This window comes from Nocardia sp. NPDC051750 (assembly GCF_044453135.1).
GTDB lineage: Bacteria > Actinomycetota > Actinomycetes > Mycobacteriales > Mycobacteriaceae > Nocardia.
Genome location: NZ_JBITCK010000002.1, coordinates 1,179,977 through 1,201,806 on the forward strand (window position 1 = coordinate 1,179,977; position 21,830 = coordinate 1,201,806).

Annotated in this window: 23 protein-coding genes, 1 tRNA gene and 1 pseudogene; 13 read left to right on the forward strand and 12 right to left on the reverse strand. The window is 70.2% G+C overall.

Going from position 1 to position 21,830, the window contains the following annotated elements; genetic code table 11:
* Positions 1-135: 135 nt before the first annotated feature.
* Entirely contained in the window at positions 136-681 is a 546-nt protein-coding gene (locus ACIA75_RS12855) for a cupin domain-containing protein (RefSeq protein WP_397103126.1), read from the reverse strand.
* Positions 682-710: 29 nt separating this feature from the next.
* On the opposite strand from ACIA75_RS12855, the gene ACIA75_RS12860 reads away from it, so the two are divergent.
* Both ACIA75_RS12860 and ACIA75_RS12865 read left to right on the forward strand, forming a co-directional pair.
* Positions 711-1,181, forward strand: a complete 471-nt coding sequence (locus ACIA75_RS12860) for a MarR family winged helix-turn-helix transcriptional regulator (protein ID WP_397103128.1) — start codon at positions 711-713, stop codon at positions 1,179-1,181.
* Positions 1,182-1,457: 276 nt separating this feature from the next.
* Positions 1,458-2,747 carry an adenosylmethionine--8-amino-7-oxononanoate transaminase gene (locus ACIA75_RS12865; protein ID WP_397103130.1) on the forward strand — a complete coding sequence of 430 codons (1,290 nt, stop codon included), beginning with the start codon at positions 1,458-1,460 and terminating at the stop codon, positions 2,745-2,747.
* A 9-nt stretch (positions 2,748-2,756) separates the two neighbouring features.
* Here the strand turns inward: ACIA75_RS12865 and ACIA75_RS12870 are convergent, their stop codons facing one another.
* The 3 genes from ACIA75_RS12870 to ACIA75_RS12880 all read right to left on the reverse strand — a co-directional run bounded on the left by ACIA75_RS12870 (position 2,757) and on the right by ACIA75_RS12880 (position 6,758).
* Positions 2,757-5,120, reverse strand: a complete 2,364-nt coding sequence (locus ACIA75_RS12870; protein WP_397103132.1) for a DUF2339 domain-containing protein — start codon at positions 5,118-5,120, stop codon at positions 2,757-2,759.
* Positions 5,121-5,215: 95 nt separating this feature from the next.
* Positions 5,216-5,851, reverse strand: a complete 636-nt coding sequence (locus ACIA75_RS12875; RefSeq protein WP_397103490.1) for a response regulator — start codon at positions 5,849-5,851, stop codon at positions 5,216-5,218.
* Positions 5,852-6,035: 184 nt separating this feature from the next.
* A complete protein-coding gene (locus tag ACIA75_RS12880; RefSeq protein WP_397103134.1) occupies positions 6,036-6,758 on the reverse strand; it encodes a GNAT family N-acetyltransferase in 723 nt (240 codons plus the stop codon).
* A 264-nt stretch (positions 6,759-7,022) separates the two neighbouring features.
* Between ACIA75_RS12880 and ACIA75_RS12885 the strand changes: the two genes are divergently transcribed.
* Positions 7,023-7,439, forward strand: coding sequence for a hypothetical protein (locus ACIA75_RS12885; RefSeq protein WP_397103136.1), 417 nt, complete (start codon positions 7,023-7,025; stop codon positions 7,437-7,439).
* A 91-nt stretch (positions 7,440-7,530) separates the two neighbouring features.
* On the opposite strand, the gene macS is transcribed toward ACIA75_RS12885, so the two are convergent.
* From macS to ACIA75_RS12910, 5 genes are all read right to left on the reverse strand, one after another.
* Positions 7,531-8,706, reverse strand: coding sequence for a MacS family sensor histidine kinase (gene macS, locus ACIA75_RS12890; protein WP_397103138.1), 1,176 nt, complete (start codon positions 8,704-8,706; stop codon positions 7,531-7,533).
* 97 nt (positions 8,707-8,803) lie between these two features.
* Complete coding sequence (locus ACIA75_RS12895) at positions 8,804-8,971, reverse strand: hypothetical protein (protein WP_397103140.1); 168 nt, start codon at positions 8,969-8,971, stop codon at positions 8,804-8,806.
* Between the two features lie 133 nt (positions 8,972-9,104).
* The gene (gene bioD / locus ACIA75_RS12900; RefSeq protein WP_397103142.1) at positions 9,105-9,836 is read right to left on the reverse strand and encodes a dethiobiotin synthase; all 732 of its coding nucleotides are present in this window, start codon (positions 9,834-9,836) and stop codon (positions 9,105-9,107) included.
* Positions 9,833-10,987 carry an 8-amino-7-oxononanoate synthase gene (locus ACIA75_RS12905; protein WP_397103144.1) on the reverse strand — a complete coding sequence of 385 codons (1,155 nt, stop codon included), beginning with the start codon at positions 10,985-10,987 and terminating at the stop codon, positions 9,833-9,835. Before ACIA75_RS12905 ends, bioD begins: the two co-directional genes overlap by 4 nt.
* A 69-nt stretch (positions 10,988-11,056) precedes the next feature.
* A complete protein-coding gene (locus ACIA75_RS12910) occupies positions 11,057-11,659 on the reverse strand; it encodes a TetR/AcrR family transcriptional regulator C-terminal domain-containing protein (protein WP_397103146.1) in 603 nt (200 codons plus the stop codon).
* A gap of 180 nt (positions 11,660-11,839) precedes the next feature.
* Between ACIA75_RS12910 and bioB the strand changes: the two genes are divergently transcribed.
* The 7 genes and pseudogenes from bioB to ACIA75_RS12945 all read left to right on the forward strand — a co-directional run bounded on the left by bioB (position 11,840) and on the right by ACIA75_RS12945 (position 16,217).
* On the forward strand, positions 11,840-12,841 hold the full coding sequence (bioB, locus tag ACIA75_RS12915) for a biotin synthase BioB (RefSeq protein ID WP_397103492.1): 1,002 nt from the start codon (positions 11,840-11,842) through the stop codon (positions 12,839-12,841).
* Between the two features lie 32 nt (positions 12,842-12,873).
* Positions 12,874-13,101, forward strand: coding sequence for a hypothetical protein (locus ACIA75_RS12920; RefSeq protein WP_397103148.1), 228 nt, complete (start codon positions 12,874-12,876; stop codon positions 13,099-13,101).
* Positions 13,101-13,814, forward strand: coding sequence for a DUF2567 domain-containing protein (locus ACIA75_RS12925; protein ID WP_397103150.1), 714 nt, complete (start codon positions 13,101-13,103; stop codon positions 13,812-13,814). The genes ACIA75_RS12920 and ACIA75_RS12925 overlap by 1 nt, the downstream gene beginning before the upstream one ends.
* A 333-nt stretch (positions 13,815-14,147) precedes the next feature.
* Positions 14,148-14,522 (forward strand): NAD(P)-binding domain-containing protein, encoded by a 375-nt coding sequence (locus tag ACIA75_RS12930; RefSeq protein ID WP_397103494.1) that lies wholly within the window; start codon positions 14,148-14,150, stop codon positions 14,520-14,522.
* A 137-nt stretch (positions 14,523-14,659) separates the two neighbouring features.
* Positions 14,660-14,947 (forward strand): annotated as a pseudogene (locus ACIA75_RS12935) (NAD(P)-binding domain-containing protein); the annotation flags it as partial.
* An 80-nt stretch (positions 14,948-15,027) separates the two neighbouring features.
* Positions 15,028-15,477, forward strand: coding sequence for a hypothetical protein (locus ACIA75_RS12940; RefSeq protein ID WP_397103152.1), 450 nt, complete (start codon positions 15,028-15,030; stop codon positions 15,475-15,477).
* Positions 15,478-15,686: 209 nt separating this feature from the next.
* Positions 15,687-16,217, forward strand: coding sequence for a DUF1353 domain-containing protein (locus tag ACIA75_RS12945; RefSeq protein ID WP_397103154.1), 531 nt, complete (start codon positions 15,687-15,689; stop codon positions 16,215-16,217).
* A gap of 31 nt (positions 16,218-16,248) precedes the next feature.
* Here ACIA75_RS12945 and ACIA75_RS12950 read toward each other — a convergent pair.
* Positions 16,249-16,319: transfer RNA gene (locus tag ACIA75_RS12950), tRNA-Gln, on the reverse strand.
* Between the two features lie 81 nt (positions 16,320-16,400).
* Entirely contained in the window at positions 16,401-17,162 is a 762-nt protein-coding gene (locus tag ACIA75_RS12955) for an NUDIX domain-containing protein (RefSeq protein ID WP_397103156.1), read from the reverse strand.
* Between the two features lie 64 nt (positions 17,163-17,226).
* On the opposite strand from ACIA75_RS12955, the gene nadA reads away from it, so the two are divergent.
* The 3 genes from nadA (at position 17,227) to nadC (ending at position 21,117) form a co-directional block, all read left to right on the forward strand.
* Positions 17,227-18,282, forward strand: a complete 1,056-nt coding sequence (nadA, locus tag ACIA75_RS12960; RefSeq protein WP_397103158.1) for a quinolinate synthase NadA — start codon at positions 17,227-17,229, stop codon at positions 18,280-18,282.
* A 39-nt stretch (positions 18,283-18,321) separates the two neighbouring features.
* The gene (locus ACIA75_RS12965) at positions 18,322-20,019 is read left to right on the forward strand and encodes an L-aspartate oxidase (RefSeq protein ID WP_397103496.1); all 1,698 of its coding nucleotides are present in this window, start codon (positions 18,322-18,324) and stop codon (positions 20,017-20,019) included.
* A 237-nt stretch (positions 20,020-20,256) separates the two neighbouring features.
* Positions 20,257-21,117 (forward strand): carboxylating nicotinate-nucleotide diphosphorylase, encoded by an 861-nt coding sequence (gene nadC / locus ACIA75_RS12970; RefSeq protein ID WP_397103160.1) that lies wholly within the window; start codon positions 20,257-20,259, stop codon positions 21,115-21,117.
* Positions 21,118-21,211: 94 nt separating this feature from the next.
* Here the strand turns inward: nadC and ACIA75_RS12975 are convergent, their stop codons facing one another.
* On the reverse strand, positions 21,212-21,808 hold the full coding sequence (locus ACIA75_RS12975) for an ATP-binding cassette domain-containing protein (RefSeq protein WP_397103162.1): 597 nt from the start codon (positions 21,806-21,808) through the stop codon (positions 21,212-21,214).
* Between the last annotated feature and the right edge of the window lie 22 nt (positions 21,809-21,830).

The window sequence follows — 21,830 nt, forward strand, 5'->3', positions numbered from 1 at the left end:
GTGATCCCGCGGCCGGGTGATATCCGGCGATCTCCGCGGCGGTGCCGCACCCTCGGGCAGCGAATCGGACGCGTGCATGGTCAAGACCCTAGCGTTATTCCGGCGGAGTTCGGCCGGGGGCCGCTGGTCATCTGTTCAGTTCGGCTCGGCCGGGGTGAGCAGGCGGCGGCCGTAACCGGTTCGCCGGGCGATTGCGGCGAGACTTCCGAGTGTCAGGCGTTGCAGCCAGGGTGGTATTCCGGCGAGGTAGCCGTCCTGGAGTTCCCAGAGCAGGGCGAGTGCCAGCGGATTGCGCGGAACCCGGGAATCGGTGGTGGCGCCCGCTTCGTCCAGGGCGCTCCACAGCGCGAACATCTGCCAGTGCCGAAGCGGCGGCCGGATCTCGTGGTCCATCACCGTTCCGGCGGACTCGTTCCAGAACTCGTGCACCGCGCGGGCGGGTGCCGTGACGGTATCGCCCGGCCCCGCCAGGATTTCGCGGCCGTCGATCCGGAACCGCAGCGCGCCCCGGCGCACGGTCCATTCTTCGGCCAGTACCGGATGCCAGTGCGGCCCGGCCTGTCGGCCGGGTTCGCCGAGTTCGTGCTGTAAGCGCAGGTACGGGCCGCGTTCGTCGATGCCCTGGTCGAGCATCGTGACGCGATGGCCGTTGCGGAAGGTGAGGAGGACCCGGGATGCCATCGCTCAATTAGAAAGGTAACCTTCATAATATGTCAACACCCGAACCCGCATCCCTGTTGAAACTGCTCAGTCGCGCAACCCGGGCGGTGGAGGACGAACTGAACGCCGAACTACGTGCCCGGCTGGCCGCCCCCGACCTGCGTCCCGCGCACTACGCGGTGTTCCGGTATCTCGATCCGGCGGGTTCGCGGGTGGGGGAGCTGGCGCAGGCGGCGGGAATGACGCAGCAGTCGATGGGCGAACTGATCGGTCAGCTGGAACAGGCGGGCCTGGTGCGGCGGCAGGTGGATCCGGCCGACCGGCGGGCCCGGCAGGTGGTGTGCACCGATGCGGGACACGTGGCGCTGCGGCTCGCGGGCGAGCGTATCGCCGGTATCGAACGGCGGGTACGGGCGGACGTGGGCGACCTTGGTATGGATGAATTGCGGCGGCTGCTGGCTCGGGTGGCCGCCATTCTCGATCGGCGCGAAGCGCGGGAGGGGTCCGGTTCGGCGCGGTAGCCGGGCCGAGGCGGTGCAGTCCGGTGTGCCGGTAGCGGAGACGCTCCGAGTCCGGTGTGGGGCGATGTGCTCGGGAGAGGTGGATGTCCGTGAGCCGGTCGACCTGCCCGGTTCGGCCGGGGTGGAGCCGTGTGGCCCGCAGGGGCGCGCGTACCCCGGGGCGGTGGCGATGGTCGTTCTTCGGGGGTGAGCGGCGGCGCCGGGTCGGCGTTGGTAACTTGAACGGTGTTCAGGTCGCCCGCGGGTGGCCCCGTCTCCGAGGGAGAGGACCGCACCGTGACCGTTGTCCCCGCGGCGCTCGACGCCGCGCAGATCTCGGCGTTGGATGCCCGGCATGTGTGGCACCCCTACGGCGGTTTCCCGGCCACCACCGAACCGCTGGTGGTCACCTCCGCATCGGGTACCCGGCTGACCCTGGCCGACGGGCGTGAACTCGTCGACGGGATGAGCTCCTGGTGGGCGGCGGTCCACGGCTACCGGCATCCGGTCCTCGACGCGGCACTCGCCGAGCAGGCGCGGCGGATGAGTCATGTGATGTTCGGCGGACTCACCCACGAACCCGCCGTCCGCCTGTGCGAACTCCTGGTCCGGCACACCCCGGCGGGACTGGACAAGGTGTTCCTCTGCGACTCCGGCTCGGTATCGGTCGAGGTCGCGGTGAAAATGTGCCTCCAGTACTGGCGCTCGGTGGGGAAACCGGGCAAACGCCGCCTGCTCACCTGGCGCGGCGGCTATCACGGTGACACGTTCACCCCGATGAGCGTGTGCGATCCCGAGGGCGGGATGCATTCCCTGTGGACCGATGTGCTGGCCGACCAGGTCTTCGTCTCCGCGCCACCGCGGGAGTACCACCGGGACTATGTCCGCGAGCTCGAGGACGCTCTCGCCCGGCACGCCGCGGAACTCGCCGCGGTCGTGGTGGAGCCGGTCGTGCAGGGGGCCGGCGGGATGCGCTGGCACGATCCCCGCTACCTGGCCGATCTGCGACGCCTCTGCGACGAGCACGGTGTGTTGCTGGTCTTCGACGAGATCGCCACCGGATTCGGCCGCACCGGAACACTTTTCGCGGCCGAACAGGCCGGGGTGGCACCCGATGTCCTGTGTGTGGGAAAGGCGCTCACCGGCGGCTATCTGACCCTCGCCGCAGCACTGTGCACCACGGAGCTGGCCGAAACCGTCAGCGCGGCCCACGGTGGTCTCATGCACGGGCCGACCTTCATGGGTAACCCGCTGGCCTGCGCGGTCGCGGTCGCCTCGATCGACCTGCTGCTCTCCCGCGATTGGCGCGGTGAGGTGGAGCGGCTCGAAACCGGGCTGCGCGCGGGTCTGGCTCCGGCCCGGGAGCTGCCGGGTGTGCGCGATGTGCGGGTGCTGGGCGGTATCGGGGTGATCCAGCTGGACCACCCCGTGGATATGCGCGCGGCCACCGCCGCGGCCGTCGGCGCCGGCGCCTGGCTGCGCCCGTTCCGCGATCTGATCTACGCCATGCCGCCGTTCATCAGCGACACCGAGGATCTCGCCACCATCACCCGGGCGATGGTGGCGGCGGCGCGCACCTCGTCCTGAGCAGCCGGATCAGGCCGGGCGGTTCTGCTCGCGCGCTGTCGTCTCGGCGAACGCCCGGGCGTAGCGGGTTCCCGCGATCAGCAACAGGATGCCGACCACCAGGAACGCGGCGACCCGGATCAATCCGTCGAGCGTGGCCAGGTCGAACAGGAACAGTTTCGCCAGGGCTGCAGCGCTGACCAGCAGCCCGGACCCCAGGGCCACCTTCGCGGTGGCCGGCGTCTCGGCGCCCAGGTTCCGCAGCCCGTACTGCAGTGCGGCCAGCGCGCCGGCCATCCAGATGATGGTGGCGATACTGTGGCCGATCACGAATCCGTCCGCGGTGCCGGAGGCCACCCCGAACGACACCGTCGCGGCGGTCACCAGGTAGAGCGCCGCCGCGCTGCCGCCGATCCACAGCAGTGTCGTACCCGCTTCGTCGATGGACGGACCGAACGTCCGGCGCAGCGCCCACAATCCCACCGCGACGACCCCCAGCCCGGCGACCGCCGAGGCCGCGGCGCCGAGGGACAGGCCGGCGGCGCGAGCGGGCGCGGTCAGTGTTTCCGGGTCGGCGATCGCCAGGAAGGCCAGCGCACCCAGCGCCGCGTACCCGAGCCCCAGGAATACGGGCACCCGGTTCCGGGACTGCCCCGCGATCCCCAGGTAGCAGCAGGCGACGAGGAACAGCGCCAGCGGCAGTGTGCCGGCCGTGGTGACGCCCCAGCAGGTCTCCAGGAGCGCGAAGGAACCGCCGGTGGCCGCGACGATCGCGGTATGCCCCGGGATCCGGGCCCTGTCCCGGACTTTCGGCACCAGGGCCGTCGCGGCGACGGCCAGCAGGACAACGGCGTAGACCGACGAGATCGCGGTGGCGGCCGGCCGCTCGAACAGCGCGGGAGCCGCGAGTAGGGGCGTGATCGCCAGGGCGCAGGACATACTCGCGACGAGATCGCCGGGCCGGGTCCGGACCACCAGGACCGTACCGGCGAGCCCGACCGCGGCCATTGCCACCGCCGCGGTGAGTACCAGCGCCGGACGATTGCCGTCCGGCGCGTCGATCACATACGCGACGATCGTGAGATGCATGGTCAGCGCCGCCGGGACCGTCCGGACGAGATGCAGGAACGGCCAATCATGCCGGATCTGCACCGGCACACAGGCCAGTTGCAGGACGACCAGGAAGGCGAGCAGGGCCAAGTCGGTCGTGAGAAACGGCGCCAAGACGGCCGCGCCCGCGACAACCAGCGCCGCGAGCGGCTGGGAGCGCCACTGGACGGCCAGCCCGACCCCGGCCGCCGCGACCCCCAGCGCCGCGGCGAACCCGGGAATCGGGTGCAGCCAGCCGTATATCGTGGTCACCGCCACCACATCGAGGTAGGCCCCCGCGAAACCGGTAGCCGCGAGCGCTATTCCACCGACCCGGCCACCGGCGCGCCGATACACGCGCATCCCGGCACCCACCAAGGCGGCCGAGAGCACCGCCCCGGAGACCACCCGGGGAACCGGTCCGAAAATACCGGCCTGGGCGGCGAGAACCAGCAGCATCACGACACCGATGAGGGTGACGGCCACGCCGGCCACCGCGAGCACCCGGCTGATCACGCCCTCGCGCTGCCACCACGGTGTCCGCGGCGGCACCGGGCCGCGTACTCCCGGCGGCCGGGGCGGTACCGAGCCGGGATACGGGTGGCCGGCCCCCACGGCGCCCGGGTACTGCTGTACCGCTTCGCGATACATGCGTGCGGTCGTCGCCGGTCTGGTGGGAGGTTGCGGAGGTACGCCCCACGGCGCCCGGGCCTGCGCGGCCGGGCCGCCCTCGGTCAGCTCGCCCGAAGGCGCCGGCGCCGGGGTCCCGGATAGTGCGTGCACCGAATCGCTCTGGGGGGCGTGCCCCGGAGCGCCTTGTTCCTGTGCCGCGGACGCAGCGTGCGCCGATGTATCCGGGACGGGCCGGACCCCGTGTCCGGGGGTGGTCCGGTTCTCCGGTCCCGCGGTCGCTCCCGCCTCGCCCTGTTCGGCCTGCTCCGCGTGCGCCGGGGCGTCCTGGTCGGCGGCCTGGTGCGCGGATCGCTGTAGTGGCCGGGATGCTCGGTCCCGGTGACCGGGCGCGGCGCCTCCTGATATGGAGGTAGCCGCGCCCGGCGTATCCGGTGTGTGCACCCCGCCGACGCGCACACCGGTCGGCGGCACCGCCTCCGGCGATGCCGTGGTCTGCTCCTGCCCGGCCGATCCGGCTCGCGCTGACACTGCCGACAGCACTTGCTGGTGCAGTGATTCCAGATCGCGGCCCAGCGTGCCCAACTGACCGCCGAGCGCGGTGAAATCGCCGGCAAGAGAGTCGAACTCACCGGACAGCCGGGCGACCAGTGCCGGATCGATCGAAGTCGTCATGTTTCGATGGTCTGCCGTCGGCGCCCCGGGCGGATGAGTAGGACTACTCGGTACCGCGCCGGGATCTACCCTTTTCGGGTAGCGAGAACGTGCGGCTATTCGTCGAGGCCCTGTTCGATCACGTAGCGGGTGAGTTCCACCCGGTTCGCGAGCTGGAGTTTGCGCAACGTGGCCTGGACGTGGTTCTCGACGGTCCGGTGGCTGAGGTGCAGGCGGGTGGCGATCTGCTTGGCGGACAGTCCCTTGGCGACCAGGCGCAGGACCTCGGTCTCACGGTCGGTCAGCGCCGGCCGGTCCGGCGTACCGGGATCGCTGGGCGCGGTCGCCATCCGCCGGTACTCGCCCAGCACCAGACCGGCCAGTCCGGGGGTGAACACCGCCTGGCCGGCGGCCGTCTCGTGGACGGCGGCGACGAGTTCGGCGGCGGAGGCGCTCTTGACCAGGTATCCGGACGCGCCGGCTTTCACGGCGTCCAGGACGTCGTCGCGTTCGCCGGAGGCCGACAGCACCAGCACCCGGCTGTCCGGGGAGACCTGCAACACCTCGGCTGTGGCCCGGGCGCCGTTCCCGTCGGGTAACTGCATATCCATCAGCACCACTCGCGGACGCACCGCCGCGGCCCGCCGGACGGCAGTCGCGGTGTCCTCGGCGGTGGCCACCACCTGGAACCCGGCCGCGCCGAGATCGCGGGCCACGCCCTCCCGCCAGATCGGATGATCGTCGACGACCATCACCGAAATGGTCTCCGCCGCTTCGTCGGTCACGCCACCGCTCCTTCCCGAGTCGGGCGCCGTCCGCGCCCGGTCCGACGGGATCGGCCCGAATTCTTCGACGCGGCGCGGCCGGCTGCGGTTTCCACGCTAGCCCGGCCGGCGCCGGCGGTGCCCGATATCGCCACCGATCTGCCGGAAGAGCTCACGGCGTGCGGAACGCCCGGAAGGTCACGTGTGTCCGGGTGCGGAAGCCGAGCTTCTCGTAGAGAGCGATCGCGCCGGTGTTGGTTTCGACCGCATGGAGAAACGGTCGTTCGCCGCGGGCCGCGATCCGGGCGACGAGGGTGCGGATCAGGCGGGCGGCGTAGCCCTTTCCGCGTGCCTCGGGTGCGGTGCAGACCGCGCTGATCTCGGTCCAGCCCGGTGGCCGGAGACGTTCGCCCGCCATCGCCACCAGCGTGCCGTGCTCGCGGATGCCGAGGTAGGTGCCGAGTTCGTGGGTGCGCGGCCAGAACGGCCCCGGCCGGGTCCGCGCGACCAGGTCGAGCATCTCGGGCACACTGTCCGCACCCAGTTCGATCACCTCGGCGTCGCGCTCGTCGCGCGGGTGATCCGGGCGGCCGGCCCCGATCATCTGGCGGCCGTCGAGGACAAGCACCGGCTCCCAGTCCGCGGGTGGCAGCGCGGTGCTGCTGAACATATCGGCGACCGCACCCCGGCCGAGCAGGTGAGCCAGGTCGGCCCATGTTTGCGCATCCGGGTCGGCGCCGACCGCGGCGAAGGTCGAGACCTCCGGCAGATAGACGGCCGCCCGGCCGAGCCGGCGCGCCAGGTGTGCGTGCCGGCCGCGCAGTGATTCCCCCACCGGATCGTCCAGTCCGGTGGCACGGTCCACCGTCGCGCTGTATCCCTCGTCGTTCACCACACTGTGAGTATGCCGGGGCGCCGAGGCCCCTGCCGCGCCGGCCGAGAGCCCGGGAACCGGGGACAACGGGTTGCCTCGACCAGGTCGGCGCCGGCGACCCGGTCGGCCGCATTCGCCGGGAGGGGCGCCATCTGCGGCTCGTCCGGTTCGGTGGGTCCGGCCACTGTGGCCGGCCGTGAGATACGGTCGGTATACAAAGGTCGAACTGCGCGGTCGCACCGACCTCGCACGAGTTGTGCATCCGACGCAACCGAGAGGCGCCACATGCATTTCGGCAGGAAGTCCGTTCGCTCGCTCATCGTGGCCGGTGTCGTCGCGACACCGCTGCTCGCTGTCGCTCCGGCGGCGTCTGCGGAAGTTCCGTTGCTGAACGACGCCATCACGGCGACCAGCAGCGGTTTCTGCGCCGGCCATATCCATTTCGAGCTCGTCTTCGGGCCCGATACGCCGTATTTCGGGCTGATCAGCGCCCTGCACGGAATCGGTCCCTGCTCGGTCGAAGCTGCCGTGCACTGGCGCAACCTCGACTCCGGCGCGAGCGGGACTGTGCGGCAACGGGTCTACGGAACAGGCGGAACACAGATCACCTTCGATCCCGGTCCGGGCCGGATCGCCGGAACCATCACTACCGATGCCCTGCACCGGCCCGGCTCCTTCGAGTTCCAGCGCACCGCGCAATAACCGGTCCCGCCCAGGGTTTGGCGGTCGCCACCTGCCGCGGCTCTTCGGGGAAGGGCCGTTCGCTGCTCGGAACACGCCACGTGAGCCGATGTCACGATCGCGGAACCCGGAATTCCCATTCGGTGCCTTCGCCGACGGTACCGGCGGTGAGTAGTTCGGCGACGCCGCCGAGCGCGGTGAGGCGCCCGGTGATCGACCGGGAAACCCCCATCCGCCCTTCGTTTTCGGCCTCGGTGAGGCGGCCGGGCGGGATGCCGACCCCGTCGTCGCGGATGCTGACGATCAGCTCGGTTCCGGTGTCCTCCAGCAGGACGTAGGCGCGGGCCTCGGGACCGGCATGTAGTTCCACATTGGTCAGCGCGGCGGCGGTCGCGGCGGTGATCTCCTGGGCGGTCCAGCGGCCGATGCGGACCGGTTCGCCGGGGGTGGAGACCACGACACGGGGAGCGGAGTGTGCGGTGAGCAGGGGACGCAGGTCTACCGTGGTGTCGCCGGGGTCGGCACGGTCGCCGCCCTGTTCGGAGACGAGCCGGCGCAACGCGATCTCCTGCTCCCCCGCCCGGTGCGCCAATTCCGTTGCTGGTCCGCCGATCTCATCGCCGCGCCGTTTGATATAGGCCAGGATCTGCAGCACACCGTCGTGCACCTGCCGGGCCAAGCGCTCCCTTTCCTCGGCCGCGGCGGTGAGCCGGACCGCGCGCTGTAGTTGTTCCTGGGCGCGGCGCGCGGTGTTGGCGGCCAGGCCCAGCGCCAGGCCCACCGAGACCAGCACCGGTGCTGTCGCGTCGGCCCAGACGTCTTCGCCCCACTGCTGCCGCATAGTGATGATCGTTGCCGCGATGAGCAGACCCGAGGCGACTCCGGCGAGCGGTCCGCGAAGAATGGCGGCGGAGATGACCGCGTTCGCCGACCACATCGTGGTGGGCAGCGGCTGATGCCCGTGATACCAGGCGTAGTCGGCGACCAGCGGGGTGGCCGCGATCAAGCCGAGTACCACGAGATGGTCGCCCAGGGTGACCAGTGCGCGGGTGCGCACGGTGTCGGGGGTGTGCCACTGTGCCAGCAGCAGCGCGGAGATCCCGGACCAGATCACCATGAGTGCGATGAACACCCAGCTTAACCGCTGATTCTCGTAGTACTGCACCGACGCGATCTGCTGGCCGACCGCATACGCCAGCGTGACCAGCCGGAACGCCTGGACCGCACGCCACAGCGGTGCGGTGGCGGCATCGGCGGGATCGGGTTCGGTCGCCTGGGCCGGGCGCATCTGTTCCCTCCTGGTGCGTGCCGGACGAGTAGGTGCGGAGCGGGATTCCGACGGCGGCTTCGCGGTATCCGATTCCGCGGACCGGAGTCGGCGGGGCTCAGCCCGGTGTTATCCGTCCTTCGGTGCGGACGGCGGGTGTGCTGTCGACGCGGCCGACCATTCCGGTGGACTCCATCGTGGTACGGACGGCTTCGCCGTCGACGACTGCAACGGAGACGGCGTCCCGTGGCGGAGCGATGCCCGGGGTGATCCTGGTCGTGGCCATTCCTGGACTCTAGGCGTACCTCCGCCTCCGCTCCGGCCGTGCGCGGTCTGTGGATGGGCTTCGCCCAGCTGCGCCCCTGGTGCGTACCTCCGCCTCCGCTCCGGCCGTGCGCGGTCTCGCCCAGTTCGGCGTGTCAGGTAGTGATCGCGGCAGGGACCGGGCGAAACTCGCGATCGGTGGCGTCGGTGCCGAGATAACGCCGAGCCCAGTAGGGGGCGAACCAGCCGGGTGCCGTCGCCCGGAACCGGCCCGGGCTCCACGAACCCGCACCGGCGGGGACGGCGCCTACCAGTTCGGCGCCGGTGAGGCGCGGGAGGTCGGTGCGGTTGGTGCGCGTTGCGAGATCGGGTCGCTCGGGCCAGGAGCCTACGACCAGTCCCGCGCAGTGCACGCCGCTGTCCCACAGCGCCCGGGTGGTGAGCTCGGTGTGATTGAGGGTGCCCAGGCCGGGGGCGGTCACCACCAGGACCGGCGCCGCGAGTTCGCGGGCGAGATCGAGGAGAGTGAATTCCCCCAGGCGCACCAGGAGGCCGCCCGCACCCTCCACCAGGACCAGGCCGGCAGAGTCCAGGTCCGCTATGGCGGTGGCTGTTTCGTGCAGGGTGAGCAGGTCGGCGCCGCATCGGCGGGCTGCGGTATCCGGGGCGAGTGGGTCCGGATAGCGGGCCAGTTCGAGGGTGCGGGTGATCCCGGCGAGCGCGGTGATCGTGGCGAGATCGCCGGGTTCGGATGCCGCGACACCGGTTTGCGCGGGTTTGCAGACCGCGACGGTGCGTCCGGCGCCGCGGGCGGTGGCGGCCAGGGCAGCGGTGGTGACGGTTTTGCCGACCTCGGTGGAGGTTCCGGTGACGAACAGCAGGGTCATGCGGGTACCGCCCGGCTGTCGCGCGCTCGGGCCAGCACCGGGGTCAATACCGCGGCGAGGGTTTCGAGTTCGGCGGGAGTCAGGTCGGCGCGGGCGGTCAGGCGTAGCCGGGAGGTCCCTTCGGGCACCGACGGCGGCCGGAAACATCCCACCTCCACGCCCCGTTCGCGGCAGGCGAGGGCGGCGTCGTGGGCGATCTGCGGGTCGCCGAGGACGACGGGAACGACCGCCGAATCGGGGGCGGGGACCCCGGCGATCCGGGCGATATCGGCGGCGCGATCCAGCACCCGCTGCCCGAGTCCGGGCTCGCGGCGCAGGATCCGCAGTGCGGCCCGGGCCGCGCCGACCGCGCCGGGCGCCAGGCCGGTATCGAAGATCATGGTGCGGGCGGTGTCGACCAGATGCGCGCGCACCCGCTCACCGGCCAGCACGGCGCCGCCCTGGGCGGCGAGAGCCTTGGACAGCGTCGCGGTGACCACCACATCGGACTCGCCGGCCAGTCCGGTCTCCTGGACCAGTCCCCGCCCGCCGCGGCCGCGCACACCGAGCCCGTGCGCTTCGTCGACCAGCAGGACCGCACCGTGCGCCCGGGTCACCCGGTGCAGTTCGGCCAGGGGAGCGAGGTCGCCGTCGGCGCTGAAGACCGAATCGGTGAGTACCAGGGCGCGTTCCTCGGTGCGCTCGGCCAGCAACCGGGCGACCGCGGCGGTATCGCGGTGCGGTGCGATCGCGACCCGGGCGCGGGAGAGCCGGCACGCGTCCACCAGCGATGCGTGGCAGCCGGCGTCGGAGACGATCAGCGATCCGCGGCCCGCGAGTGCGGTGACGGCGCCGAGGTTGGCGGCGTACCCGGAAGCGAAAACCAGCCCGGCCGGGAACCCGGTGAATTCGGCCAGCTCGTGTTCGAGCAGCTCGTGATCGGTGGTTGTTCCGGTGACCAGCCGCGATCCGGTCGACCCGGCGCCCCACCGCTGTACTGCCGCGACCGCACCGGCCACGACCTCCGGGTGCCGGGTCAGTCCCAGGTAGTCGTTGGAGGCGAGGTCCAGCGCTGGTGAGCCCGCGATGCGCGGGCGTAGCCGCCGCCGCAATCCGGCGGTCACGCGGGCTGCCGCCCGGTCGTCGAGCCAGGCCAGGGGATCGGAGGTCACGAGAAAGCACCATACTTGAACACCGTTCAAGGTCGCACAGGTGCTGCCGGCGGCGGCGAAAGATGCAGCTCAGCGGATATCGGCGCCCAGTTGGTGCCGGATACCTGCAGTGAACAGTTGCAGGCCGAAATCGAAGCGGGCCGTCGGATCGGGGGCTTCGGTGAGGCCGGGGGAGTCGAGCGCGGGTTCGGACGGGGCCGGGAGGGCGCCGGCCGAGTCCATCTGCATTCGGGATTGTTCGTCGACGGTGTGCCCGAGCACGTAGTACAGGAGTGTGTAGGCGGCGAGTTCGGCCTGTTCACGGGGCATGCCGGCGCGGATCACGGTGCCGGCGAAACGTTCCCGGCCCTTGCTGGTGGTCAGGCGGGACGCGTAGGTGGCCGAGACCAGTTCCGCGCCGTCGCGGTAGGTGAGCAGGCAGTTGCGGAGCCGGTGCGCCAGTTCGGTCAGTGCGCCCGCCCAGTCGCTCGCGGTGACGGGATGGTCCATCGGCGCCAGGATCCGGTCCGCCACGGCGCCGAGTAGTGCCTGTTTGTTCGGGAAGTGCCAGTACAGCGCGCCGGGCTGGACCCGTAGCGCGCCCGCGAGCCGGCGCATGGTGAGGTCGGCGAGGCCGTACTGGTCGAGGATGGTGAGGGCCCCGTCCACGACGTCGTCTCGGTGTAGCTGCACAGTCCGTCCTCCCGGTGGCTTCGATGCGCCACTGACGCTACCCCAGCCTGAACGCTGTTCAATCTTTGCCGCTACCCTGTCCTGAACACTGTTCAAGTTCGGTGTCCCGGGTCGGCCGGGCACACCTCCCGACGAAGGGATTCGCCAGTGACCCAAGCCTCCGTCACCCCCGCCGCCGCGGTGCCCGTCGACGACGTGCTGACCGTTGCCCGGGAGCAGGTGCTCGAGCGCGGAATCGGGCTGTCCCGGGAACAGGTCCTCGCGGTCCTGCAGCTCGGCGACGACCGTCTCGATCAACTACTCGGGCTCGCCCACGAGGTCCGGCTGAAATGGTGCGGGCCGGAGGTCGAGGTCGAGGGCATCATCAGCCTCAAGACCGGCGGCTGCCCGGAGGACTGCCATTTCTGCTCGCAGTCCGGCCTGTTCGCCTCGCCGGTCCGGGCGGCCCGGCTCGATATCCCCAGCCTGGTCGAAGCGGCGAAGCAGACCGCCAAGACCGGGGCCACCGAGTTCTGTATCGTCGCCGCGGTCCGCGGGCCGGACGAGCGGCTGATGGCGGAGGTGGCCGCCGGCGTGGAGGCCATCCGGAACGAGGTCGATATCCAGGTCGCCTGTTCGCTCGGCATGCTCACCCAGGACCAGGTGGACCGGCTCGCCGCAATGGGCGTGCACCGCTACAACCACAACCTGGAGACCGCCCGCTCCTACTTCCCGAACGTGGTCACCACCCACACCTGGGAGGAACGCTGGGACACCCTGCGCATGGTGCGCGCGGCCGGGATGGAGGTCTGCTGCGGCGGGATCCTGGGGATGGGGGAAACCCTCGAGCAGCGCGCCGAATTCGCCGCCGACCTGGCTGCCCTCGAACCCGACGAGGTGCCGCTGAACTTCCTGAACCCGCGCCCGGGTACCCCCTTCGGCGACCTGGACGTCCTGCCCGCCGCGGACGCGCTACGGGCGGTAGCCGCCTTCCGCCTCGCGCTGCCGCGGACGATCCTGCGGTTCGCCGGGGGCCGCGAGATCACGCTCGGCGATCTGGGCGCCCAGCAGGGGATCCTGGGCGGGATCAACGCCGTGATCGTGGGCAACTATCTGACCACCCTCGGCCGTCCGGCCGAACAGGACCTGGATCTGCTCGGTGAACTCCAGATGCCGATCAAGGCACTCAACGAGACATTCTGATCGGCGGCGTCAACCGCGGAACGCCCGGTCTCATGAGTACTGTCGGCGATATGGACGAGCGCTACAACCCGTTCACGGGCACGCGGATCGTGCCCGGGCACGACGAGCCGGTCTCCCGGGCCGTCGCACTGGGACTCGAACCGCCGCGGTTCTGCGAGCACTGCGGCCGCCGGATGGTCGTGCAGATCGATCCGGACGGTTGGCAGGCCAGATGCTCGCGGCACGGGGTCATCGATTCCGCACGGCTGGAGCGGCGGTAGTGGTGGCCGGGGCGCGCGGGCGGGGAGTGCGCAAGGAACTGCGGGCCGCCGCCGTCCTGCTGGTCGCGGTGATCCTGTTGAGCCTGTTCGCGGGCGTGATCTGGGGTCTGCTGGCACCGACGGAACTGGTTCTGGTGGTCGAACCCGGCCGGGGCGCCACCCTGGTCGGGGAGAGCCTGCACCGGTTCGACGCGATGGCAATGTTCGCGGGCGCGGGTGCGGTGACCGGCGTGGTCTCCGCGGTCGCGGCGTGGCGGTGGCGGCGGATGCGCGGACCGGTCCAGCTCGTGAGCCTGTTGCTCGGTTCGGTGGCCGGGGCGTGGGCAATGGCGTGGCTCGGCGAAATCGTCAACGCCTGGGACAACCCGCGGCCGGATGATCCGCCGGTGGGCCAGATCGTGGCGCTGCCGGTCGACCTGGAGAGCCCGCTCGCGCTCCTGCCTCAGCCGCTGACCGCGGCGCTGGTCATCCTGATCCTGGCGGGCCTCAGCGCCACCGAGGACCTCGGCAGCGGGTACATGAGTCCCTTCGGGGAGTCGCGCCCCCAGCCCTATGCGGAGCCCGAGTACGACGAGGGCCCCTACGCCCAAGAGGCGGCCGATCGGGTGCCGCAGACCGTGCCTGCCGAGTCCGGATCGGCGGCGCCCTCCGTGGCCGCGCCGGTGCCGTCACCACAGGATTCGTCGTCTCCCGGGCCTTCGCTGTCGAAATAAGCCTTCGCCGGGCATGCCGCGCCATGGAGTCGCGAGTATCTGTCTCTCGAATCCATGTTGTGGACGACCTCGATGGAGATGCCGGTGTTGATCGATTCGGTGGCGGCGGTCTGCTGCTGTGATGTAGGTCATCCACTCACCCGTTGGGTCTTCGTGAGCAGTTCGCTTACTTGAAGGTGGGGTATCACACCGGAAAGTGTGTACTTGTCGGCGCCACCGCCGGTATCGACACTCGGCCTTGTGAACGAGACCGCGGAATTCCCCCGAACAGCCCGTACCGGAACGTCATCGGCCGGTCAGCAGGTTCCGGTCACCGTGCTCGGGACGGGGTCGATGGGTCGTGCCCTTGCCGAAGCCTTCCTGGCGGCGGGGCATCCGACCACCGTATGGAACCGCACCCCGCACCGAGCGGCTCCGCTGGTGACCGCAGGCGCCGACCACCGGCCCGCCCTCGCCGATGCCCTCGCCGCAAGCTCGGTGATCATCAGTTGCACCAGCACATTTCGTTCCGCACGTGAAATTTTGACGGGCGCGGAGCCCCAGTTGGCCGGACGAACCGTGATCACTCTCAATAGTGGCACCCCCACCGAGGCGCGGGAATTCGCGGCGTGGGTGCGGGCGTCGATATGTCCTGGCACGCTCCCATGCACGAACTGTTGCACCGAGCGGTGGCTCGAGGGCGGGGCGAGCAGAGCATCACCGCCTTGATCGAGCTCCTGACATCGGAACGCCCAAGTCTGTGATGGTCTCCACGAGCCCCGGTCCCGATTCGGTAAGGAAGCACCACAATGTCGCGAGAAGCCAGTTCAGTGACCGTTATCGGGCTGGGACCGATGGGGCGGGCGATGGTCGAATCATTGCGGGCTTCCGGCGTCGAGGTCACCGTCTGGAACCGTAGCCCCGAAAAGGCACATGCCATGAGAGAGTTCGGCGCTGCCCATGCGCAGACCGTCGCGCAAGCCCTCGAATCCGCCGAAGTGATCGTGGTCAGCCTGACCGACTACGCCGCTATGTATGACGTTCTGGAGACCGCCGTCGACCACCTGCCGGGCAAGACGATAGTCAACCTCTCGTCGGATACGCCGGAACAGACACGTGCTGCAGCGAGGTGGATCCGTGCCCGGGGAGGTCGATTCCTCGCCGGCGGCGTGTTGGCCGACGGCGCGGGCCTCGGGGCGCGGACGCTTTCATTTTCTACAGCGGCGAACGTGCGGTGTTCGATGCCTGTGCCGAGGTACTCCGTCCCCTCGGCCGGCCCGAGTACCTGGGCGTGGAAGCCGGGCTCGCGCAGCTGTACTACCAGGCCGTCTTCGCCATCTTCGTGTCCGGGCCGCTGGCCTTCGAACAAGCACTTGCCATGATCGATCGCTCAGGTGAGCCGATCGCGCGATTCCTGCCCTACGCGCAACAATCAATGGGTGATATGCGGGCTTTGTACGGCGCGGTTGCCACCATGGCGGCCGACACCGGCGGGTGGCGTGACATCGGACATCTGCGCATGATGACGGCCGGTGCCGGGCACGCGGCCGAGACCGCCGCCGCCGTCGGAGTGGACACGGGTTTGGCGCGCGCGGTGCAGAACCACTGGCTGCGCGCCTTATCCGAAAGCGAGCGAACCGGTGTACCGATATCGACCTTCCAGCTACTTCGAGGGTCTTCCTAGAATGATCGTTTCTCGAGCAGCCGGCCGCTCGGATGTTCGTTGCGAAATCGTGTCGGCAGTAGGCTGTCCGGCCCGAGGGTGCCCATCGCACACGGGGTCCGTGCCCGGTCGCCGTCCAGCGCAGCGGGATCGGGTGCCGCCCGGCGCGCGAACGCGCTCCGCCGGTCGTAGGCTGAGCGCGTTGGGCGCGACTGTAGGGAGACGATGGCGTGGGGTTCACCAGTGCACTCGTGGTGGAGGAGATCGATGGGGAGTTCTGGAAGGTCCGGGAGCCGCTGATCTATCAGGGCGCGGAGGAAACGTTCGAGATACCGGAGGGTTTCCGCACCGATTTCGCGTCGGTGCCGCGTCCGCTGGTGTGGTTGATCCCGCGGTACGGGGTCTACACCCGGGCGGCCATCCTGCACGATTACGTGTTGCGTACCGAAAAGGTCGGCAAGGCCGACGCCGACGGCCTGTTCCGGCGGGTGCTGCGGGAATGCGATGTCTCGCGGCCGCGGCGCTGGATGATGTGGGCGGCGGTGCGATTGGGGAGCAAGCTGGCGGGCATCTCCCCGGCGGCGTTCGTGGTGTGGCTGGTGATCGCGGTGCTGTCGGTCATATTTCTGGCGATTCCGACCGTGGCGGTCACGGTATTCCTGGTGCTGTTCTGGTTCATCGAATTGATCGCCTGGGTGGTGGATCGGGGCGCGCCGCCGGAACGCCGTACGCGGGTTCCACGGCCGCAGATGAAAACCTGAATCAGCCCGGGGCCGGTGTCCGGCAATGCTGCTCGGGTACCAGGATTCGAACCTGGACAACCGGAACCAAAATCCGGTGAGCTGCCGTTACTCCATACCCGATGGTTGACCGCGCCGGTCATCGTAACCGGCGGAATACGCTGCGGGCACCCGGTTTTCCGGTGCCCGGCAGCAGGGGACCGTTCAGGAGCGGGGGCGCAGCGCCGCGAATTCGTCGGTGACCCGCAGGCCGGAATCGGTGAAGCGGTAGACCGAGGCGGGGCGTCCGCCGGCCCGTCCGGGGGTGGCCGTATCTCCGGTGGGGGTGATCACCTTGCGCCGGGTCAGCACCCGCTGCAGATTCGTCGTGTCCACGTCGTAACCCAGTGCGGCGCAGTAGATCTCGCGCAGAGTCGACATGGTGAACCGGTCCGGTGCCAGGGCGAAGGAAATATTGGTGTAGGACAGTTTCGCGGCCAGGCGGGTGCGGGCGTGGCGCACCACGGTCCCGTGGTCGAACGACATCTCGGGGAGTGCGGACACGGGATGCCAGCGGGTGTCGGAGGGGAGCTGCGGGTCGGCGGTCAGTGGCACCAGGCCCAGGTATGCCGAGGCGATGCGGCGTGGCCCGGGCACTCGATCCGGGGCGCTGAATACCGAGAGCTGCTCCAGATGGTCGACCTCCCGCACATCGACCTTCTCGGCGAGCTGGCGGCGGGCCGATGTGTCCAGGTCCTCGTCGTTGCGCAGCCGGCCCCCGGGTAGTGACCAGGTGCCCTGCTGCGGGTCGAGGGCGCGCTGCCACAGCAGTACCGCGAGTTCGCTTCGCTGCCCCGGTGGGCGGCGGTCGATCATCCCGTCGCGTGCGCTCCCACCTGCGGCGATATTCGCTGGGAAGCGGCGAACCTGGAACACCGCGGTGAGCGATTCATGGATGGTGCTAAACTGGTCCACGTTTTCGATCATAAGTCGAAAACCTGGTTGAGTGCGAATCGGCGGAGTTGCCGGACGCACGAAGGAAGGAGCGACCATGGCGACGATGGGAGCAGAATTGGCCCCGGCGCCGGGTACCGCACTGCGGGAGCGGATCAGCGACGGGCCCTCGGGTTATACCGGGGTGGAGGCGACGCCGGAGTGGGCGGCCGAGGTGAAACGCCTGGCGCGACAGCGCAACGCGACGATTCTCGCGCACAACTACCAACTGCCGGAGATCCAGGATGTGGCCGACCATGTCGGCGATTCGCTGGCGCTCTCCCGGATCGCGGCCGAGGCGCCCGAGGACACGATCGTGTTCTGCGGGGTGCATTTCATGGCCGAAACCGCCAAGATCCTGAGCCCGGAAAAGACGGTGCTGATCCCCGACCAGCGGGCCGGTTGCTCGCTGGCCGATTCGATCACCGCCGACGACCTGCGCGACTGGAAAGCCGAGCATCCCGGCGCGCTGGTGGTGTCCTATGTCAACACCACCGCGGCGGTGAAGGGGCTGACCGATATCTGCTGCACCTCGTCCAACGCCGTCGATGTGGTCGCCTCCATCGACCCGGACCGCGAGGTGCTGTTCCTGCCCGACCAGTTCCTGGGCGCGCATGTCAAACGGGAAACCGGCCGGGAGAACATGCACATCTGGATGGGCGAATGCCACGTCCACGCCGGGATCAACGGTGACGAGCTCAACGAGCAGGCGCGCGCCCACCCGGACGCCGAACTGTTCGTGCACCCCGAATGCGGCTGCGCCACCTCCGCGCTCTACCTGGCCGGGGAAGGCGAATTCCCGGCCGACCGGGTGCACATCCTGTCCACCGGCGGCATGATCGACGCGGCTCGCGCGGCCAAGTCGAGCCAGGTACTGGTCGCGACCGAGGTCGGCATGCTGCACCAGTTGCGCAAGGCCGCACCGGGGATCGATTTCCAGGCGGTGAACGATCGGGCCGCCTGCAAGTACATGAAGATGATCACCCCGGCCGCCCTGCTGCGCTGCCTCGACGAAAACCGCGACGAGGTGCACGTCGACCCGGAAACCGCCGCGCAGGCCCGTAATTCGGTCCAGCGCATGATCGAAATCGGTAACCCCGGCGGCGGGGAATGACGCTGCCGGTCCGTGATCGGATCGGCAGTGGAGGACATGATGACCGGTGATCGGTGGGATCCCAGCTGGGAAGAACGCGCGGATCTGGTGGTGATCGGCAGCGGAGTCGCCGGGCTCACCGCGGCGCGTGCGGCCTCCCGCCGGGGGCTGCGCGTGCTGATCCTGAGCAAGGGCGGCCCCGGCGATACCGCCACGCAATACGCGCAGGGTGGTATCGCGGTGGTCGCTCCGCAGGGTGATTCGGTGGACTCGCATGTCGCCGACACCCTCGCGGCCGGTGGCGGGCTGTGCGACCCCGGCGCGGTCCGATCCATTGTGGAAGCCGGACCCGACGCGGTCGCCGCCCTCACCGACCTGGGCGCGGTCTTCGACCTCGGCCGCGACGGCCGGATCTCGCGGACCCGGGAAGGCGGGCACAGCACCCGCCGCATCATCCACGCCGGCGGTGACGCGACGGGCGCGGAAGTGCAGCGGGCGCTGTCGGCGGCTGGACTGCCCGTGCTGTTCGGGACGGCCGTGCTCGAGGTCGTCACGGCCGCGGGCGAGGTGCAGGGAGTGGTCGCGGTCTCCGGGCGCGGCCTCGGCTATGTGCATGCGCCGGCCGTGTTGCTCGCGACCGGTGGCCTCGGTCAGTTGTATGCGTTGAGTACCAACCCCTCCGGCGCCACGGCGGACGGGGTCGCGCTGGCACTGTGGGCGGGCGCGGCAGTGGCCGACCTCGAGTTCGTGCAGTTCCATCCCACGGTCCTGTACTCGCCGGGCGGGGCCGGACGGCAGCCGTTGATCAGTGAAGCGGTCCGCGGCGAAGGCGCGGTACTGGTCGATTCGCGGGGTGTGTCGGTGACCGCCGGGGTGCACCCGCGTGGCGATCTGGCGCCGCGGGACGTGGTGTCCCGGGCGATCGCCGCACGGATGCGGGAACTGAGTGAGGACCACGTCTACCTCGACGCCCGGTCCGTCGCCGATTTCCCCCGCCGGTTCCCGACGATCACCGCCTCCTGCCGGGCCGCCGGGATCGATCCGCGCCGCGACCTGGTGCCGGTCGCGCCGGCCGCGCACTACCAGTGCGGGGGTGTGGTGACCGATCTGCACGGTCGCACGGGAGTCCCCGGGCTGTACGCGGCCGGGGAGGTCGCGCGCACCGGGTTGCACGGAGCGAACCGGCTGGCATCCAACAGCCTGCTCGAGGGACTGGTGATGGGTGAACGTGCGGGCCTGGCGGCGCTCGAGCGGCTGGGCGAACCGGCGCGGGTCACCGGCTGGTCCACGGGTTCGCGGCCGGCGCTGCCGCGCGGTCCGGTCCAGCAGACAATGACCGAGCACGCGTCGGTGGTCCGCGACGGGTCCGGTCTCGCACAGGCCGCCCACACCCTGGCAACGACGGCCGCGCAGGTCGCCGGGGAGCGTCTGTCCGCAGACGGCCCCGCATACCGGAGGCGCGCAGACCTGGTCGCCTGGTTCGAGGACGCCGCCCTCACGGTGACCGCGCGGGCGATGCTGGTGGCGGCCGCCGCGCGTACCGAGAGCCGCGGCTGCCATACCCGCGCCGACCATCCGGTGCCGGTGGCGAACCCGGCGCGCCCGATCGTGGTGGGCGCGGACGCCACGGGCATACCCGAAGTTGTCTCCGAAGGCGCGGGGCCCGATGCAGTTGGTGACACATCGCAGCGGGTTGCCCGTGAGGCAGTTGCGCCCCACGCAGCTGTCGATGTCGCACCGCTGGCGGCGCCTTCGTGACCGGCGGATGCTCGGGCCGACTGCCAGGGGTTCATGCCTCATGGCCGGTGCTGTCGGATCAGGACGCCCCGTGTCGGGCGTCCGCACCGGGCGGCGGGACACATGGGACCCGCTGGCGCGGCACCGAAAAGCCCAGAGCTCGGGCCGGTACCCGGTGAACAAGGAACCGGGCCCGGCCCGCTGACCGAACGACCGTCCGCCGCCGCGCGCGGCGCACTCGGATATGAGGAGTTGACAATGACTTTGGACGCCGGGCTCGATTCCGAGGCGATCCGCGGGCTGATCCGCACCGCACTCGACGAGGATCTGCGGTACGGCCCCGATATCACCACCGCCGCCACGGTTCCCGCGGACGCAGTGGTGAAGGCCGCGGTCGTCGCCCGGCAGCCCGGCACGGTCGCCGGGATAGATATCGGCCTGCTGGTGCTGGACGAGGTGATCGGCGCCGACAGTTACGAGATCACCGAGCGGGTCCCCGACGGCACCCGCATTGCGCCCGGAGACACCGTCTTCGGTGTGGTCGCGCCGACCCGCGGCCTGCTCACCGCCGAACGCACCATGCTCAACCTGCTGTGCCACCTGTCCGGTATCGCCACCGCGACCACCGCCTGGGTGGATGCGGTCGCCGGAACGAACTGCCGGATCCGTGACAGCCGCAAAACCCTGCCCGGCCTGCGCGCCCTGCAGAAATACGCGGTCCGCGCGGGCGGCGGCGTCAACCACCGGATGGGCCTCGGCGACGCCGCACTCATCAAGGACAACCACGTGGTCGCCGCCGGTTCGGTGGTGAACGCCCTGCGCGCCGTACGCACCGCCGCCCCGGATATCGAATGCGAGGTCGAGGTCGACAACCTCGACCAGCTCGACGCGGTCCTCGCCGAGAACGTGCAACTGGTCCTCCTGGACAACTTCCCCCTCTGGCAGACCCAAGCCGCCGTCCAGCGCCGCAACGCCCTGGCCCCGGAAACGAAACTGGAATCCTCCGGCGGCCTGACCTTGGACATGGCCGCCGACTACGCCCGCACCGGAGTCGACTACCTCGCCGTGGGCGCCCTCACCCACTCGGTCCGAGTGCTCGACCTGGGCCTCGATATGTAGCGGCCGAGCGCGGTCACCACCCGGCGCCTGCGGTCGGCCTTGTCGGCGAAATCGGTAAGACGTTGCATACCTGACGGGTACGGGGCCCCCGGTTTCACACACTCGAGGTGATGAGGGCCTGTATGTACGGGTCGGTCGAGGCCGCCAGTCGGCCCGGCGAACCCTCGGCGCGTACCCGGCCTTCGTGCATGATCACCAGCCGGTCGGCGAAACCGGCGGTGACCAGCATCTGCACATCGTTGCTGATGGCGAGTACCGCGGCACCGGAGTCGGCGTAGTCGCGCAGCGACTTCCAGACGTTGTAGGCCGTTTCCCGGTCGAGTGAGGCGGCGGGGCCGTCCGCGATGAGGACGGCCGGGGCGGGTAGCAGGGCCGCGGCGAGCGCGGCGCGCTGGATCTGGCCCCCGGAATTCTGCTGGGGGAGCAGGTCCAGGGCGTACTCCGGATAGTGGGCTGCGGCGCAGGCTCGTGCGACGGTCCATGCCTGATGGCGCTGTTCCAGTTTTCGCAGCTGTGTGCCCACAGTCGCGTCGGACTCGAACGCGGTGACACCTTCCTGCGGCACATAGCCGACGACGGGTCCACGCAGGAGCGGCCACTGGTGATCGTGGACGACTTCGCCGTTGATCAGGACCTGCCCGCGACCCTGTGCGGTGGTAGGCAAGTGCCCGGTGAGAGCCGAGGCGACCATCGACTTACCGGCGCCGGGGCGC